Origin of the sequence: Alteromonas macleodii (assembly GCF_903772925.1) — a bacterium.
GTDB classification, from domain to species: domain Bacteria; phylum Pseudomonadota; class Gammaproteobacteria; order Enterobacterales; family Alteromonadaceae; genus Alteromonas; species Alteromonas macleodii_A.
This window is the reverse complement of sequence record NZ_LR812090.1, coordinates 1805252-1822031: the sequence shown is the minus strand read 5'-3', so window position 1 is coordinate 1822031 and position 16780 is coordinate 1805252. Positions and strand designations below refer to the sequence as shown.

Annotated in this window: 12 protein-coding genes, 4 tRNA genes and 1 pseudogene; 4 read left to right on the top strand and 13 right to left on the bottom strand. The window is 43.9% G+C overall.

What is annotated here, in order from left to right; all coding sequences use genetic code 11:
- Positions 1-120: 120 nt before the first annotated feature.
- Positions 121-1458, top strand: coding sequence for an N-succinylarginine dihydrolase (astB, locus tag PCAR9_RS07925; RefSeq protein WP_179983128.1), 1338 nt, complete (start codon positions 121-123; stop codon positions 1456-1458).
- Between the two features lie 125 nt (positions 1459-1583).
- Here the strand turns inward: astB and PCAR9_RS07920 are convergent, their stop codons facing one another.
- Positions 1584-4160 (bottom strand): Ig-like domain-containing protein, encoded by a 2577-nt coding sequence (locus PCAR9_RS07920; protein WP_179983127.1) that lies wholly within the window; start codon positions 4158-4160, stop codon positions 1584-1586.
- A 114-nt stretch (positions 4161-4274) separates the two neighbouring features.
- Here PCAR9_RS07920 and PCAR9_RS07915 point away from each other — a divergent pair, with 114 nt between their 5' ends.
- The gene (locus tag PCAR9_RS07915; RefSeq protein ID WP_179983126.1) at positions 4275-5621 is read left to right on the top strand and encodes a dicarboxylate/amino acid:cation symporter; all 1347 of its coding nucleotides are present in this window, start codon (positions 4275-4277) and stop codon (positions 5619-5621) included.
- A 280-nt stretch (positions 5622-5901) separates the two neighbouring features.
- Here the strand turns inward: PCAR9_RS07915 and PCAR9_RS07910 are convergent, their stop codons facing one another.
- From PCAR9_RS07910 to dnaQ, 9 genes are all read right to left on the bottom strand, one after another.
- Positions 5902-7128: a lipoprotein-releasing ABC transporter permease subunit gene (locus PCAR9_RS07910; RefSeq protein WP_179983125.1), complete on the bottom strand. Its 1227-nt coding sequence runs from the start codon at positions 7126-7128 to the stop codon at positions 5902-5904.
- Complete coding sequence (gene lolD, locus PCAR9_RS07905) at positions 7115-7825, bottom strand: lipoprotein-releasing ABC transporter ATP-binding protein LolD (protein WP_179983124.1); 711 nt, start codon at positions 7823-7825, stop codon at positions 7115-7117. The genes PCAR9_RS07910 and lolD overlap by 14 nt, the downstream gene beginning before the upstream one ends.
- Positions 7826-7912: 87 nt before the next feature.
- A complete protein-coding gene (locus tag PCAR9_RS07900) occupies positions 7913-9466 on the bottom strand; it encodes an EAL domain-containing protein (protein WP_179983123.1) in 1554 nt (517 codons plus the stop codon).
- 337 nt (positions 9467-9803) lie between these two features.
- Positions 9804-9880, bottom strand: a tRNA-Asp gene (locus PCAR9_RS07895).
- A 32-nt stretch (positions 9881-9912) separates the two neighbouring features.
- Positions 9913-9989 (bottom strand) — tRNA-Asp (locus PCAR9_RS07890).
- Between the two features lie 30 nt (positions 9990-10019).
- Positions 10020-10096 (bottom strand) — tRNA-Asp (locus PCAR9_RS07885).
- A gap of 30 nt (positions 10097-10126) precedes the next feature.
- Positions 10127-10203, bottom strand: a tRNA-Asp gene (locus PCAR9_RS07880).
- Between the two features lie 216 nt (positions 10204-10419).
- Positions 10420-11925, bottom strand: coding sequence for a TIGR03503 family protein (locus PCAR9_RS07875; protein ID WP_179983122.1), 1506 nt, complete (start codon positions 11923-11925; stop codon positions 10420-10422).
- A 54-nt stretch (positions 11926-11979) separates the two neighbouring features.
- Complete coding sequence (dnaQ, locus tag PCAR9_RS07870; RefSeq protein WP_179983121.1) at positions 11980-12699, bottom strand: DNA polymerase III subunit epsilon; 720 nt, start codon at positions 12697-12699, stop codon at positions 11980-11982.
- Between the two features lie 111 nt (positions 12700-12810).
- On the opposite strand from dnaQ, the gene rnhA reads away from it, so the two are divergent.
- The gene (rnhA, locus tag PCAR9_RS07865) at positions 12811-13281 is read left to right on the top strand and encodes a ribonuclease HI (protein ID WP_014949181.1); all 471 of its coding nucleotides are present in this window, start codon (positions 12811-12813) and stop codon (positions 13279-13281) included.
- Between the two features lie 111 nt (positions 13282-13392).
- Here the strand turns inward: rnhA and PCAR9_RS07860 are convergent, their stop codons facing one another.
- Positions 13393-14370, bottom strand: coding sequence for an NAD(P)H-quinone oxidoreductase (locus PCAR9_RS07860; RefSeq protein ID WP_179985180.1), 978 nt, complete (start codon positions 14368-14370; stop codon positions 13393-13395).
- A gap of 214 nt (positions 14371-14584) precedes the next feature.
- On the opposite strand from PCAR9_RS07860, the gene PCAR9_RS07855 reads away from it, so the two are divergent.
- Complete coding sequence (locus tag PCAR9_RS07855; protein WP_179983120.1) at positions 14585-15778, top strand: class I SAM-dependent rRNA methyltransferase; 1194 nt, start codon at positions 14585-14587, stop codon at positions 15776-15778.
- A gap of 228 nt (positions 15779-16006) precedes the next feature.
- On the opposite strand, the pseudogene PCAR9_RS20245 reads toward PCAR9_RS07855, so the two are convergent.
- Positions 16007-16180, bottom strand: a pseudogene (locus PCAR9_RS20245) (DUF2061 domain-containing protein); the annotation flags it as partial.
- 295 nt (positions 16181-16475) lie between these two features.
- Entirely contained in the window at positions 16476-16778 is a 303-nt protein-coding gene (locus PCAR9_RS07845) for a PilZ domain-containing protein (protein WP_118495239.1), read from the bottom strand.
- Positions 16779-16780 lie beyond the last annotated feature (2 nt).

Sequence of the window (16780 nt, the reverse complement as noted above, 5' to 3'; positions counted from 1 at the left end):
AGTGCTGCGTTTGCCCCTGTACAAAGCGAAAGCGCTACAACTGCAATCAATTTAATGGCAGTGCCTGTAAGAATGTAGCATATGGGGTCAACAGCAAAAACTACAAGAATGAGGGAAAGTATGAAGCAGTTTGAAGTTAACTTTGATGGTCTTGTTGGACCTACACATAACTATGCCGGCTTATCGTTTGGCAATGTCGCTTCCCTGAACAATGCGAATGCAAAAAGCAGCCCTAAGCAGGCTGCAAAGCAGGGTCTTGCAAAAGCAAAAGCGTTGGCCGATATGGGAATGGTTCAAGGTGTGTTAGCGCCGCAAGAACGCCCTGATATCGCTGCACTCCGTCGGTTAGGTTTTACCGGCTCTGATGCTCGTGTGCTAGAAAGCGCTGCAAAGCAGTCTCGCGAGATTTTCCTAGCGTGTTGCTCTGCTAGTAGCATGTGGACCGCAAATGCCGCCACTGTGTCTCCTAGCGCCGATACTGCCGACGGTCGCGTGCACTTTACCCCTGCAAACCTAACAAACAAGTTTCATCGCTCATTAGAGCCTCAGGTAACAGGCAATATTTTGCGCGGCACATTTGCCAATGAAAAACACTTCGCCCATCACCAACACCTGCCAGATAACGAGCATTTTGGTGACGAAGGTGCAGCAAACCATACGCGGCTTTGCAGCAATTACGGGCAGGCTGGTGTGGAGCTGTTTGTTTATGGTCGCCATGCATTTGATACCAGCAAACCTGCGCCAACCAAATACCCGGCTCGCCAAACACTGGAAGCGTGCCAAGCCGTAGCGCGTTTGCATGGCTTAGACGACGATGGTGTGGTTTACATGCAACAAAACCCTGATGTTATCGACCAAGGTGTATTTCACAACGACGTGATTGCCGTAGGTAACCAAAACGTGTTGTTTTTCCACGAGCAAGCGTTTTATAAAAAAGAAGCGGGCTTTAAAGAGCTGCAAGCGAAATTTGGCAGCGAGCCACTTCACTTTATTGAAGTTCCAACCTCTGAAGTGTCTGTTCAGGACGCGGTTAGAACCTACTTGTTTAACACGCAAATTATAACGCTTCCTAGTGGTGATATGACCATTATCGCGCCAACTGAATGTCAGGAAAACGAAGCGGTTAAACGTTATTTAGACAAGCTAGTTACACTAGGTACGCCAATTAAGTCGGTTAACTATTTCGATGTTAAACAAAGTATGCGCAATGGCGGCGGCCCTGCTTGCTTACGCCTGCGTGTTGCAATGAACGACCAAGAGCTTGAAGCAGTAAATCAAAACACCTTAATCAACGATACACAGTTTACGCGCTTAAACGCGTGGGTCGATAAGCACTATCGCGATGAACTAAGCGAAGATGACTTGCGCGATCCTCAGCTACTAATTGAGTCGCGCACTGCTCTAGATGAGCTTACGCAGATTCTGAAGATTGGTTCGGTTTATCCGTTCCAAAATTAGCAAGCGATAAAACGAAAAAACCGCCTGAATAAATTCGGCGGTTTTTTTACTTCTCAGATTTTTAAATATCTATGCTGGATTCATCCAACGACATAATACTCGATTTTTTACTTCATGATTTGTGTTCAATCAGGTGAGGTACAGTCTTCCAGAACTCCAAATGGATTTGGCGGAGGTGGCACAGCTTCGTCACTCAAATCATCAGCGGAGGTCTCTAATAGAAACTCCATACTCGCCTGTGCTTCACTGCCGGTAGATTGACCATTTACAGTGATAATAACTTGTAGCCAACCACCATAATTTTGTGGGTATCTGAGCACCAAAGTCGCTTGTCCATTTTCATCAGACACAGATTCACCTACAAATGAAATAGCTCCAACGATTCCCGGTGTAAGTAGATTATCACCATTGCGGTCTTCAGTTGTTGTACTAGTTACATCAAGAATACCGTTATTGTTTACATCTTCGTTCACGCAAAAGAACCGTCTACCGCCTTGAGAAGGATCGCTTGTCCACACCGTGCCATTCCATACCCTGAAACCTTTAATGTAACCAGGCAAATCGGGGAATCTCATTGGTGCAATAGAAGCAGTTAAATTAACATCACTAACAGGTTGTCCAGCACTATCAGAAACAAATACTGCAAATTCTTTACGGTATGAGCTAGTGTCGGCTTCTTCAATCTGATTGCCGGTACCAAGGGAAATATCAAACGATCGATTAGCTACCGTTAAAATTGCTTGGTCTTGCACTTCAGGTGTACCAACCACTTGAGCAGTCACAACTACAGATTCATTACTAGACACTGCGCCTGACGTAAACACGGTACTCGCAACACCGTTACTGTCGGTTACCGCTTGTGAAGGTGAAATGGTACCTGTTGAGGGATCATCAACGTTAAATGATACAACTTGATTTTTAACCAAATTATCGTTTTCGTCACGTACTATTGCCGTAATTCGACTACTTTGACCATCTGGACCTACAATGTCAGGTGTTGCATCAGCATTAATGTAAAACGGCTCATCTGCGATGAATTCTATGTCTACCGTCGATACAACCTCTACGCTCTCCCCCGAGGGGTCTAAGCCAGACGCCGTAACGCTCGAAAAACCAGCATTGTTAGAGCTCAAGCTGAAAGTGAATACACCATTAGCATCGGTCTCAAATGTCTGGTCTTCTGAATTGGTGTAATCTACCTGTCCTCTGGAGGCAGTAACAAGTACCCTCCTATTTGCAACAGGGCTATTATCTTTCAACCAACGCCCTGTAAGAGTAGTCACTGTGTTTAAAGATATTTCACTTTCTGGTGTTTCAGTAAAATCAAAATTATCTTCCTGCACGATAATAGAAATTATATCAGAAGCGCCAAGTGCTTCAATTTCAAATTGATCCTGGCCGGAAGCAATTGCGTTGTACACAACTTCAACTTGACCATTAGCATCTGTAGTCAATTCAGTTTGCTCGAACGTGCCTTCTGTGTTTGGTGTTATTATTATCTCTTCGTTTGGAATAGTATTTCCATCTGAATCTACCACTCTTAATACATAGATCGCTGTTTTATTAAGTATCACAGAGCTGGGACCGTTAGCAGTAACTTCTGTCCCTTTTACTTCGATTTCAACTTCTTCGTTTGGTAAAGAGCCTACTTGAGCCATCACTTTTATAACACGATTTTCAGCATTATTTTGAGATGAAACAATTGCTCTTGCGGTACCATCGGCCTGCGTTACAGGTTGTGTCAAATTAATTTCAACACCTTCCGATGCTGGTGCAAAGAAGCTTACGTCAACCCCTTCCATCAACACACTTTGTTCATTTTTAACTAAGGCAATCAATTCAATTTCATCATTGCCACTTGATGCCAACTGAATGCTACTGGCAAATAGCTCCAACGACGCAGGCTCTTCACTTACCGTGGTACTACCTTCAGAGCTAAAGGTCGTAGAGTCTGTCTCACCAGTAGGTAGAGTCGCCGTTACTTCGCCGTCGCCAGAGGCGCTTCCAACCGACATGGCTATTGTCGCAACACCTTCGGCATTTGTTAATGCCGTCGCCGTATCGTTTGAGAAGGTAGCAAGCTCATCATTACTTAATGAAAAGGTAAGCAGTAGATCGGCCTGAGGCTCACCCAATGAATTAGTTACTGTTGCCACTGCCGTTAAAGCATTGCTAGAAGAAAGGTTATTATCGGCCTCTCCACTTTCATTTTGCAACGATAGTGCAACACTAATAGTAGTAGGTTCTGTGGCACTTACCGCTGTGGCAGAGAACGTGGTACTCCCTGTTTCGCCACTGCTTAATGCCGCGGTGATTTCACCATCACCCGAAGCCGTACTGGCGTTCAAGCGGATTCTGGCAACACCGCTTGAATTGGTACGCGCAGTACCGGTGTCGTTGCCAAACTCTGCAAGTTCCTCGTTGCTCAACGTGAAAGTTAACAGTGCATCTGAGTACGGGTTTCCTTCGTCATCTGTCACCGTTGCTACTGCAAACAAGCTATTGTTTTCTGATAAGTTGTTGTCGCTTGTCCCACTTTCATTTTCTAATGTTAAAGCTATCGAATAGGTAGGTGTGGTAGTACCGTCGTCTCCGCTTCCATTATCCGTGTTATCCCGAGAGACTGCAGAACCGCCTCCACCACATGCTGTTAGCATAAATATTGCGCTAATTAGGCTTAGCGCTCTCGCTAATGTCGACATAATTCGTTCCTGAACCTCTTTTATTGACAATTGCGTCGTTTTTTATGTTTAAAAATCAACTGAATCTGGCACACTACGAAAGATTAAAAATATAACAATGCACAGGAAACATTAATGTCTTCATCTGCACATAAGTATAGTTTAACCGCCCGCATATTTATCGGCATGGCTGCCGGTATCTTGACTGGTGTCTTTCTCCAATTATTGTTTGATGATAGCGGAGATTTTACTTTTTCGGTATTCGGTTTTGAGCTCTCAACGTATAACATTCTCGTAGAAGGTATATTTTCAACTCTCGGCCAAATATTTATTGCTAGCTTAAAGATGCTGGTGGTTCCCCTTGTTTTTGTTTCTCTTATTTGTGGAACTAGTACCTTATCAGACCCGAGCAAGTTGGGAAGACTGGGTGCAAAATCGGTAGGGTTATATGTTGTCACAACCGCAATCGCCATAACACTAGCCATGAGTATAGCTTTGGTGGTTTCTCCCGGTGACGGACTTAATTTAACCACGGAAACCTCGTTCCAAGCAAAAGAAGCGCCTAGCCTGTCAGACGTTATTGTGAATATGTTCCCTAGCAACCCTATAAACTCTATGGCACAGGGCAACATGCTTCAAATCATTGTTTTTGCTGTACTGTTCGGTATAGCAATGGCGATGACAGGTGATGCGGGCAAACGTCTTACCGCTATCTTTGAAGATATCAATACAGTAATCATGCGCTTAGTGACAATCATCATGAACTTAGCGCCATACGGTGTTTACGTACTGATGGCGAAGCTCTTCTCAACCATTGGCGGCGAAACCATATTGAGTTTGGCGAAGTACTTCTTTTTAGTATTTGGTGTTCTGATCCTTCACGGCCTAGTTACTTATTCTGTTTTACTTAAAGTTTTGGCAGGCTTAAACCCGGTCATTCTGTTGAAAAAAATGCGTGACGCAGCCCTTTTTGCTTTTAGTACGTCAAGTAGCAGTGCAACGTTGCCGGTTACCATGGAAACAGCAAAAAACAAACTTGGCGTAGGTAATTCAGTTTCGTCATTCACCCTGCCTTTAGGCGCAACAATTAACATGGACGGTACCGCCATCATGCAGGGTGTGGCGACGGTGTTTATCGCACAGGTTTACGCTGTCGACTTGAGCCTTGGCGACTATATGATGGTAGTGTTAACCGCCACGCTTGCTTCTATCGGAACCGCGGGTGTACCCGGCGTTGGCCTTATTATGCTGGCGATGGTTTTACAGCAGGTAAACTTACCCGTTGAGGGTATTGCACTTATTATCGGCGTAGACAGACTGCTCGATATGACCCGTACTGCGGTAAATATTACTGGTGACTGTATGGTGTCATGCGTTGTTGCTAAGAGCGAAGGCGCATTGGATGAGAGGGTTTACAACGACCCTAGAGCAGGTTTGAAACAAGAAGATGTGGATTTCGAACACTTCGAAAAGAACAAATAGTATAGTGTTCAAATCTCCTGAGTGCGCTTTGCACATCATGTAAGTGTCGTACAAGAACAGCCGTTAAATACGAACAAGGCCAGCATAATTTGCTGGCCTTTTTATTGGTTAAAGTCGCGTTATTAGCCCTGTGAACATTAGTCTAGGATATATCAGGCCAACATTTGTACCTTTCTTACGCTTCACCTATGTTGCTAAAACAACGAGGTTGCCGAGGGTTACTGGTCGCTGATGCTTAAATTAACTATCATCGCCCCGTAATAGTTAATTTTGTAATTAGCTAGTGAAGCGCAGAAGATGGCGACACTTTCGCAGCTTTTTGCGCTGGATATAACGTAGCCCCGACACTTAAAAACATGGCTACAACAATTGTTACTACCACATCCTCCCAATGTAAGCTTGAAGGTAGAAAATCAATAAAATAGATATCGCCAGAGAGAATTTCTACACCTAACAATGTTTCAATAAAGCGAACAATATCTGACAAATTTGGTGCTACTAGTAAAGCAAGTGTAACGCCAACGGTTATGCCGATAAACCCGTTAATAACGCCCTGAAGTACGAAAGTATTGCGGATTAGACGGTCAGTAGCTCCCATTGTTTTTAATATCGCAATAGCAGCCTGTTTGTCTCTTACCGCCATAACTAATGATGACACTATATTAAAGCAAGCTACGGCAATCACTAACGTAAGCGCAATATAAACCACGGACCTTACAAGCTGAATATCGTTATATAAATGCCCTTGAGTACGTGTCCAGTCAGACATATAAACAGCTTGAGGATAGCTATAGCCAATATCTCGCATGGTATCGTATGCTGAAAAAGGATCGTTAAGGGTAAACTGAATACCCTGGGCTTTAGAGGTAATACCAATAGCTTCCGACGCAGTTGCTAAATGCATTAACCCAAGCTGATTGTCTAACTCTCCACCAACAGATAGCACGCCTGCGATAGTCAGCGTAATAGAACGTGGCGCCTTAAAAGTTAGATCATGGGTGGTTTGAGGTATCAATAGTTGAACCGTGTCACCTACGTTTAGCGCCATTGAAGACATAATACCTTTACCAACAAGTAATCCATTAGATTGCTTAGAAAAGTTTAGCCAATCTTGACTAGCTACTCTTTCAGCGTATTTATCACCAACCTGATTTACTGGGATACCGGTAACGCTAATCGCCTTTAACTCGCCTTTTGACTGCAGCATTCCTGTCAACCCTGTGTAAGGGGTTACTGATGCAATACGGCTGTCTTGTGAAAAACGGTAAAGCTGAGCATCTAAATTTTCTATTCCACTTTCGCTTTTAGTGTATAGCTCACCGTGTGGAACCACGCTTAAAATGCGACTCGTTAACTCTCTTTCAAAACCGTTCATAACACTTAAAAGCACGATAAGAACAAAACACCCCAGCCCAATACCAATAGTCGACGACATTGATATAAACGAAATAAAGCGCTGTTCGGAACGTGTTTTTCTAAATCTCTTGGCCAATTCAAGGGCGAGCATCTTGACCCTCCGCAGGCAATGCTTCGCTAGCTAACCGGCCGTCTTTAATCTTGAGTACCCTATCCATTTTCGCAGCAAGAGTAATGTCGTGGGTAACCACGACAAAGGCTGTCCCCTTTTTCTCGCTTAAGCTTTTCAAAAGCTTATAGATTTGTTGTCCCGTAGAATCATCCAAATTCCCTGTAGGTTCATCGGCTAGCACCACAGAAGGTTCGGTAACCAACGCACGGGCTATTGCCACACGCTGTCGCTCGCCTCCCGACATAGTTGAAGGTAAATGATCTAATCGATGGGAGAGCCCTACTTCTTCTAACATAGCTTGGGCTTTAGCATGGGCCGCTTTTGTGGATAGACCTCTTATTCTAAGCGGCATCGCAACGTTCTCTAAGGCCGTGAACTCACCAAGCAGGTGATGAAACTGGTAAATAAACCCCATTTCGTCATTGCGAAGTTTAGCTAGCGCATTACCAGATAGTTTGCCAAGAGATTTGCCATTAAATTCGACGTCGCCGCTGGAGGGTTTATCTAATCCCCCGAGTATATGTAGAAGCGTACTTTTACCCGAGCCAGAACTGCCTAAAATGGCTACGTGTTCACCAGCTTTTATAGAAAGAGAAACATCGTGTAATACGGGGGTGGCGTTAATGCCATCTTGATAAGTTTTATTTATATTGCTGCAATTTAGCACGTCCTGCATGCGACTGTTCTTCTATAGTTTCCAGACGGTGAATGGTAGCGCTAAACACTACCAACACCAACTGAAAAATAACAGTGCTAAAACGCGTTATTGTGTGTCTTGGACGCTTTTAGCTAGCGCATCGGCAGACTGAGGCTTGCCAAACAACCACCCTTGACCAAACCCGATAGTTAACCCCTTCAGTTCATTACACTGTTCGGTATTTTCGACGCCTTCTGCGATCAGGTCGACGTTAAGCCCTTCGGCAATACTAACAATATGTGGAATAAGCGAAGAACGAATGCTGTTGTCTTCCATATCCATAACAAAGCTTCGGTCAATTTTGAGATAGTCACAGTTCAAGGTTTTTAGCTGGCTTAGGTTAGAATACCCCACGCCGAAGTCATCAATAGCAAATAAGAACCCTTTACTTTTTAACGATTTAATATGCTTAACCGCACTATGAGTTGCTATCTGTTCGTCTTCGGTAATTTCCAGTACTAACTTGAAGTTTTTAACATTCATTTCCAAAGCAAAATCTAAGTCTAAACAGTCTTCTCTTGTAAAGTCGAAAGGAAATAAGTTGAAGGATACTTTAAACCCATTTGGAATATCAGGGTTTTCATTAAGCTCCTTCATCGCAGTCGTAATCATATCGATAGTAAATTCCCAGGTCATTTCTTGCTCTTTAACTTGCGGAATAAACTCATCAGGATAAATAGGCCCAAACTCGTCTTCAAAGCGACTAAGCACTTCACAACCGATGACTTTGCCCGTTTCCAAATCAACAAATGGCTGATAAAGACTATAAAACTTATGCTCTTTTAACCCTTTGCTAACTCTGGACTCGAGAGAACGACGACGACGTAAATAATTAAACACCAGCATGTGCGTGAGCGCGGCCGTCAACAGCATAGCGAAAACAAACAAGACAATCTTGCCCGTGTGTAAATCTAATACCCTTCCGTGGTCAGATTTAACTTTTAAACAAGTGTTATTGTAGCGCTCATCGCACAAAATGAATTGCAATGAGAAATACCCTGTACGTGCTTCCATATCATCTTGGCTAAGCGTGGTATCTACAAGCCCTGGGTTGCCCGCCATATGATAAAAATGATCGCCATTGTAAAAAAGCTGCCAATCTTGGGTAAAGCTGTAGCCAATAACGCTATCCATATCAAGCACAGCATTATAGCGACCACGTTTAACAATGGTGCCTGTTGCCTGTTTGTCAAATAACTGCAGGGGTGTGTTTATCCAGAATGCATCACCAAGCTGAGTGTAAAAATCTGGGGTTGCTTCTTGTATGGGCTCTTCAAGAATACCCAGATAGGTACTACACAACAATTCGCCGTTTTCATAGAAACCAATTTCTTTTACAAAACGGGAGCGAAAAAGAGTTTTGCGCATTTCTGCCAAGTTTTCGAGTTCACAAGACTGATAAGGCAGTGCGTTGAGATAATCGAGGGTAATTTCTGCATCTCTAAAGACAATGCGGACGTTATCTAAAATCTCTTTAGCACGGCTCTCTTCTTGTTCTCTAACAAACACAAACATAATTATGGCAAGAACAAATGTAACCAATGCCACGCTTAACAAAGAGACGCCAATCGCTTTTAAATTATCAGCCAAAAAATACCGTTTTTGATCGCTTTTATTCATAATTTCCGTTGTTGTAAAACTCTAACGTCCTAACTGTAGTACAGATTCAAAAAAACACACTACGACTTTAGGGCACATGTTACTGTTTGTTAGATAGTTTTAATGCTTAATGTGTGGCTCTTGAAAATAAAAATGAAAGGTTTAAAAACTAAGTAAATACAGATATGAAATTTGTCTAGCGCGTTTTAATAACGGCTATTATGCGAGGTGCGAAAAGTGCTTTTGCGGGTAAAAATGACTAAAGAGGATGCTAATGAGAACTAAAGCCTTGTTTTTTTGTTTTGGGGGAGAGAGAAACTAACTTAAATGAGAACTTGATATGACTCTTTATCATTAATGGCGGAGCGGACGGGACTCGAACCCGCGACCCCCGGCGTGACAGGCCGGTATTCTAACCAACTGAACTACCGCTCCGCAATAATGAAAAGCGCGCATTGTTCGATTAATGGCGGAGCGGACGGGACTCGAACCCGCGACCCCCGGCGTGACAGGCCGGTATTCTAACCAACTGAACTACCGCTCCACATAATCGAGATTGCGCTGTATAACTAAATGGCGGAGCGGACGGGACTCGAACCCGCGACCCCCGGCGTGACAGGCCGGTATTCTAACCAACTGAACTACCGCTCCGAAAACCTTTTAGTTATACCATTGAAAGAGTGGCGGAGCGGACGGGACTCGAACCCGCGACCCCCGGCGTGACAGGCCGGTATTCTAACCAACTGAACTACCGCTCCACATCTTCAATGTTATCAGTGAGTTGACTTGGCTGTTGTTGCCCTGTCCCCTGACTGCGGCGCAGATAATACGTATTCCCCCATGTGGAGTCAACGCTTTTTATTAATAAAATTGTCATCTGCGGTTTGTTTGCCTGTTAAATAGACATTATGTCGAAATAAAATTCAAAGTGAACAATTTAACATCGCATAATCACAGCTGTGATAAAACAAACATTAGGATTTTTCCGGTTTGCTTCCTTTTTTAAACATCCCGAATAACTTTTTCAAACCTTTCGGCTTTTCTTCCATAGAAAGTTCGGCATCAGTCGTAGCTGTAGGCTGCTTTGCCGGTGAAGACGACGGTTTGGGAGACGTACGCTTTTTACGCATAAAAATGATAACCGCCGCAGCAATAACTCCGATAAGTACAATTGACCCATTAACTGCTATCAAGATAATGGTCAAAGTTCCATTATCCATTTCTTCTTGCCCATCTAGCGAAGATTCTTCATTTTGCGTCATAGCGGCAGGATTTAGCTCAGGTGACTCAACTAATGGTGCACTGCCATCGACAATCGGGTCTTTACCATCTATTAATGGGTCTTCAACTTCAGGCTCTTGCGGCCCCTCAGCGACGAAACTAAATTCAGGCACATCTAAAATAAAATCCCTGCCATTCATTGTTGTTCCATATGCCGTAATCTTTACTCTAAAGATGCCTTCTTCATAGGCTACAATTAAATGCTCGCGAGGCTCACTGCCCCCTTCGGTCAAAGAAAAGTTCTGCATGTCTGCATTAGGGAACTTTACCTTTCCGTCCACAAGCAAGGATTCGATATCCACTAGATCCCTATCAACATCAATTATGATCTTATGGTAGCCGTCACCGCCGCCGTTCATTTCTACGTCAATAGAAACAGGGTTGTTATGTAAGACAATAGGTTGGCTTTCTTGCTCACGAGTATACATAGGGGTGATAACGCGAAAAACCGGCTTCCACTCCCCCGCCGCTATCTTTAAATTAAATTGACCGGTAAAGACACCATCTCCAGGGCGCTCGTCCATTCCCCGGCCGTCGTCTTGAAACGTAGCAACGTCCTGATCGCCTGTACCAAAGTTTCCGAAGTTAGGGTTGTTTGTGCTCTTAAATTCAATATCAAGCTCGACTACATCCCTGAACTGCTTGTTGTCAATTGGCTTGCCATTATTTGTGAGGTAGGCCGTAGATTTTAGAATTTCACCGGCAAATAGCACGTCAGGTAAAGGGTCGGCGTGTAACTCTATATTTGATATAACCATCACACGGCTTTCTGGCAGTACTTGGCCCACTGCTTGCCAAGGCCCTGGAACAGGATTTTTAATGGTTATCATGTCGAAGGTATCGGCATCGAACCACTCTACTTTGTCTTCGTCCACTCGCCCCTGAAACAGCTTAGAGCCATCAGGTCTCACAAGTACAACCGGTGCAGAGCCATACTCTCTGAAAAAGACCATAGTGATTTCTTCGACGTTGTAATCTACTCGAAATCGGTTTTGTAAAAGCTTTATTGAGTTTGTATAGCTGTCGCCTAACTCAGTAAGCGGCGAGGTATCAACATCTTGATTATTTGACTGAGGGCTTTGAATTGCACTATCTGCGAGCTGCCTAGCGGCATCGCGCTCGTCTTCTTGCGACTGAGCGCCAGCGCTTAAGTGTATAAAAAGCGATAAAATAATTACCCAATAAAACCACACTTTCACGCTACGCTGCTCCTGCACTGTTTGGTTGTTTTACTTCTATTTACATGTTTTTGGCTAAGACACCTCTTCAGGCTGAGGACGCCACAAGCATTTTCCACCCGCTTTTTCTACAATGTCTAAGCGAGCCTCATGCTGTGTTACTTCATCGGCGGTAGCTTTAATAACCTTTAATTTATTTGCGCCACGCTTAACCCTGCGAATAGCGGTTGAGTCTGTGTCATTGCCCGAGCTTGATGCCAATTTAAGCTTGGTCTGCCCACCGGTCATTAATAAATAGACATCGGCAAGAATTTCAGCATCCAGCAAAGCCCCGTGAAGCGTACGGTGGCTGTTGTCTATACCGTAGCGTTTACACAATGCATCGAGGTTGTTTTTCTGCCCCGGGTGCATTTGGCGCGCAAGGGTCAGCGTATCAAGTACATCACATATCTGGCTGGTGATAACGCCTTTTGTTGAGGCTTCCATTCCAAACTCGTGATCCATGAAACCCACGTCGAAGGGAGCGTTGTGAATAACAAGTTGCGCCCCTTTGATAAAGCTCACAAACTCTTGGGCAACTTGAGAAAACGTAGGCTTGTCGGCAAGAAATTCATTGGTTATGCCGTGAACTTCAATTGCTTCTTGTTCAATATGGCGGCCCGGGTTGATGTAAACGTGAAAGTGATTCCCCGTCAAACGGCGGTTAACAACTTCAACACACCCTATTTCGATAATGCGGTGGCCTTCTTTGGGGTCAATACCTGTGGTTTCAGTATCGAGAACAATTTGGCGCATGGAACCTCTACTATAATTACACTTTCATTTTTTGATAGTATATCAACCCCTTTGCAATCCGCTAAGGGAAAACACAAGATAAATTAAGCGAGTTAAACTAAAGGAAACGCTGTGGCTCAAAAGACCATTCACATTTATACCGACGGCTCGTGTCTAGGTAACCCTGGCCCGGGCGGGTACGGTGCTGTACTAATTTATAAACAGCATAGAAAAGAGTTGAGCGATGGCTTTGCCCACACCACGAATAATCGTATGGAACTGCTTGCCCCGATTGAAGCGCTCAATAGCTTAAACGAGCCGTGCAATGTTGAGTTAACTACCGACAGTCAGTATGTAAAAAATGGTATTAATCAGTGGATCCATAATTGGCGTAAAAACGGTTGGCGCACTGCTGATAAAAAACCGGTTAAAAACGCAGACTTGTGGCAACGGCTAGATGAAGCGGTGAAAAAGCACAAGATAAACTGGCATTGGGTGAAAGGCCATTCAGGGCACCCAGAAAACGAGCGTTGTGATGACCTTGCACGCGGTGCTGCAGAAGCAAACCCAACAAAGCCAGATGAAGGCTTTGTTGGAAAGTAAAATACCTTAGCAAAGCCTCTTTAGTGAGAGCCTTTAGTAAAAGCTCTCACCCATAGCTTTTACTAAGGACGTTTACCACTAGCTTTTGACACGAGCTTTTACCACGAACTATTACCAAGAAATGACCAACTTGCCCTGCGTGTCGTTGTTTTCCAATCGCGCATGAGGCTTATCGATATCATTAATACTATAGTGAGTATCGATATTTACATTTATCTCTTTATTTTCAAAAGCGGGCAAACATACGTTAGAGAAATCACGTATCAAGTCTGCTTTATAGTCGTCGCTTCGATTTCTCAGTGTTGTCCCAATAATCGAGGCTCTCTTTCCTAAAAGCAAAGCCATATCAAGGTTATCAGCATACCGCCCTGCTAGCATGGCCAGGTAAACCACTTTGCCGTCTTGCTTCAGCACTTTAAGATTTCGGTTAAGGTAATCGCCACCGACCATATCAAGTACCATATCAACGCCTTCAGGCCATACTTTTTTTAAAACGTCATCAAACTTCTGCTGTTTGTAGTTAATTAGATGCTCGGCGCCATTGTTCTCACAAAGGTTCAGCTTGTCTTGGCTTGACGCTGTTACTGCACTATGAACACCCCAATATCGACATAGCTGAGTGGCGGCCAACCCCACACCACTTGCGCCCCCATGTATTAAGGCTCTTTCAGCGGGCTTAATGTGAGCTATGGTGCGTAAACACTGAAATGCGGTAAGAAAAACTTCGGCAAGACCTGCCGCTTCAAAAAATCGCATGCCCTTAGGCATAATCATTAAGTGAGCAGGATTAACAATGACTTCTGTGGCATAGCCACCACCTGCGACCAAACCAAATACTTCGTCACCTTCTTTAAAGGTACTAACATCACTGGCAACTTCTATTACAACGCCTGCTACCTCTAACCCGAGGATTTCACTTTCCCCTGGCGGAGGTGGATAGTTACCTTGACGCTGCAAGGTATCTGCTCGATTTACACCGAATGCTTTTACCTCTACTTTTACTTTTCCCGATGTTAGCGATAACCCTTCGCATTCCTTAACAGTCAGTTCGCTTGGGCGGCATCCCTTTTCAAAATCCACATAGCGCATACTTTGCATCCAATCCTAGTCTTAAAATTTTAATCGTAATTTGTCTACGTACTTCAACATCAATCAGTTTGGGTTTCTTCTAAGTTTATACCAGTCGGCATAGATAATATTCAACACAGAACCTCTGAAAATGCGTATAATCGCGGCCATTACCGTAAGCATCTAATATGGCTTACATCAAATATATATTGTTTAAATTACCACGAGAGCCTACATGTCAGCACAGGTCATATTACAACCGTCCAGAGATAAATCACTTCGCCGTAAACACCCTTGGGTTTTCGAGAGCGCCGTGGCTGAGTTAAAAGGCCGAGCACGGGTTGGCGATACGGTAGATGTTTTCGATTCTGAAGGCGATTGGTTAGGGCGAGGCGCTTATTCTCCAAATTCTAAAATTCGCGTTCGCATGTGGACGTTTAAAAAAGATGAAAGCATTGATAACGGCTTTTTCTTGCGCCGTTTAGAAACTGCGCTAACACTGCGTAAGCGCTTGTTCGACCCAACCAAAACAAATGCGTTTCGTTGGATAGCGTCTGAAAGCGATGGTCTTCCCGGTATTACGATTGATCTCTACGACAACGTTGCCGTGGTGCAGCTTCTTAGCGCTGGCGGTGAAAAGCACCGAGATAAGATAGTATGGGCAATCACTAAGCTAATGCCTGATGTTCACGTCTATGAGCGCAGTGACGTTGATGTACGCAAAAAAGAGGGGCTAGAGCCTGTAACAGGCGTGCTTCACGGCGAGCCACCCATGCAGGTTACAGTAAAAGAAAACGGCATTAGTATCGTTGTTGATATAGAACATGGTCATAAAACCGGTTTTTATCTCGACCAGCGCGATAGCCGTGCCGCCGCTGCACACTACGCGAAAGATGCTGACGTACTAAACTGTTTCAGCTACACAGGCACATTCTCTTGCTATGCCCTTTCAGGCGGTGCTAAGTCAGTGACTAACGTAGATGTATCTCAACCAGCGTTAGATTTGGCTAAACATCATGTGGCCATTAATGGATTAAGTGAGGACAAAGCGCATTTCGTCAACAAAGATGTATTCAAAGCGCTTAGGGAGTATCACGAGCAGGGCAAACAGTTCGATATGGTTATACTCGACCCACCAAAATTTGTTGACAGCAAAGCTACACTAAGCCGCGCTGCTCGTGGCTATAAAGACATTAATATGTACGGCATTCACACAGTTAAATCTGGCGGATTACTGCTGACTTTCAGCTGTTCAGGTCTTATGCCTGCCGATTTATTTCAAAAGGTCGTTGCCGACGCTGCCCTTGATGCGGGCCGCACTATAAAAATCATTGCAAGGCTAAATCAAGCGTCTGACCACCCTATTATTGGTAGCTACCCCGAAGGCTATTACCTGAAAGGTTTAGTCTGCGAAGTCACCGACGATTAGAAATTAAAAAGCGCCCTCGTTCTTATAAAGACTGGGGCGCTGATTTCACTTATTGAATTAACGATAGGTTATGCAAATCGCCTTAAAGCAAGCAATAAACCTTATATCTTAAGAAGCGAAGGTTGCAGCATTATTTGAAAAGCCCCTATTCTTTGAAAAGCCACCACTATCCGAAAAGCTATTCGATAGTTGCTGTGAAGACTCACTTGTTTGCCCTTCAGTAACCGCCTCTTTGTCCTCTAACTTTTTCCACACCATTTCGTGGAAATAGAAGGCCACAGTATTAATTGCTGGCTCAACTAATGCTACCGCACCGCCTACTACCAAGCTACCCGTAAGTAGGTAGGCTACAGTAAAGGCTACTGAAAAGTGCATAACGGCAAAGGTAATTGTCTTTTTCATAATAATCGCTCTCTCAAAAGTTAAATCTGTTTGCTTTCGCATTAATGAGAATTATTATCAATTAAGAGAAAAGATTAAAATCGAAAAAACTGAACCGCTTATTCGGTTTAATAAATGATAAGAGACAGACTAGAACGAATAATCCAAGCTTGAAGTAAATAAATTAGGCGAGCAACTATTAAAACGTGGGAAAAAAGCCGCTTTTAAGGTAATACGGCCCATACAACGACGTTGTATGGCGCTTGTATGCTTAAGAAAAGGCGAAGTTAATTTCGCCTTTTTACCTGAGATAAATCTATTTCATCTGAGAAATTTCAACGCCTATAATACAGCTTGAATCAGATTCTGGTTCACAGCGTACGACCGTAGCTAACGCTGCCAAAGAAGGGATTTGCGAGCTAGACGATTCTATAGCAACACTCACCTGTGTTCCCACTTCAATTGAGGGTTCGTCAACTTCTAACGACATTCCTGTGGCGCTTATATCTTTGCACATTGCCTGCATGGTGCGGCTCGACTCATCGTCAGTAATTTGCAACTGACACGGCGAATTTACCATCATCCTGAAAAAATTTCGCTTATCGTCGTATCCCAACATGT

Coding starts and splice junctions, on each gene's coding strand:
- astB (WP_179983128.1), top strand. CDS start 121: ATGAAGCAGTTTGAAGTTAACTTTGATGGTCTTGTTGGACCTACACAT.
- PCAR9_RS07920 (WP_179983127.1), bottom strand. CDS start 4,160: ATGTCGACATTAGCGAGAGCGCTAAGCCTAATTAGCGCAATATTTATG.
- PCAR9_RS07915 (WP_179983126.1), top strand. CDS start 4,275: ATGTCTTCATCTGCACATAAGTATAGTTTAACCGCCCGCATATTTATC.
- PCAR9_RS07910 (WP_179983125.1), bottom strand. CDS start 7,128: ATGCTCGCCCTTGAATTGGCCAAGAGATTTAGAAAAACACGTTCCGAA.
- lolD (WP_179983124.1), bottom strand. CDS start 7,825: ATGCAGGACGTGCTAAATTGCAGCAATATAAATAAAACTTATCAAGAT.
- PCAR9_RS07900 (WP_179983123.1), bottom strand. CDS start 9,466: ATGAATAAAAGCGATCAAAAACGGTATTTTTTGGCTGATAATTTAAAA.
- dnaQ (WP_179983121.1), bottom strand. CDS start 12,699: ATGCGCCAAATTGTTCTCGATACTGAAACCACAGGTATTGACCCCAAA.
- PCAR9_RS07860 (WP_179985180.1), bottom strand. CDS start 14,370: ATGCGCTATGTGGATTTTGAAAAGGGATGCCGCCCAAGCGAACTGACT.
- PCAR9_RS07855 (WP_179983120.1), top strand. CDS start 14,585: ATGTCAGCACAGGTCATATTACAACCGTCCAGAGATAAATCACTTCGC.
- PCAR9_RS07845 (WP_118495239.1), bottom strand. CDS start 16,778: ATGTTGGGATACGACGATAAGCGAAATTTTTTCAGGATGATGGTAAAT.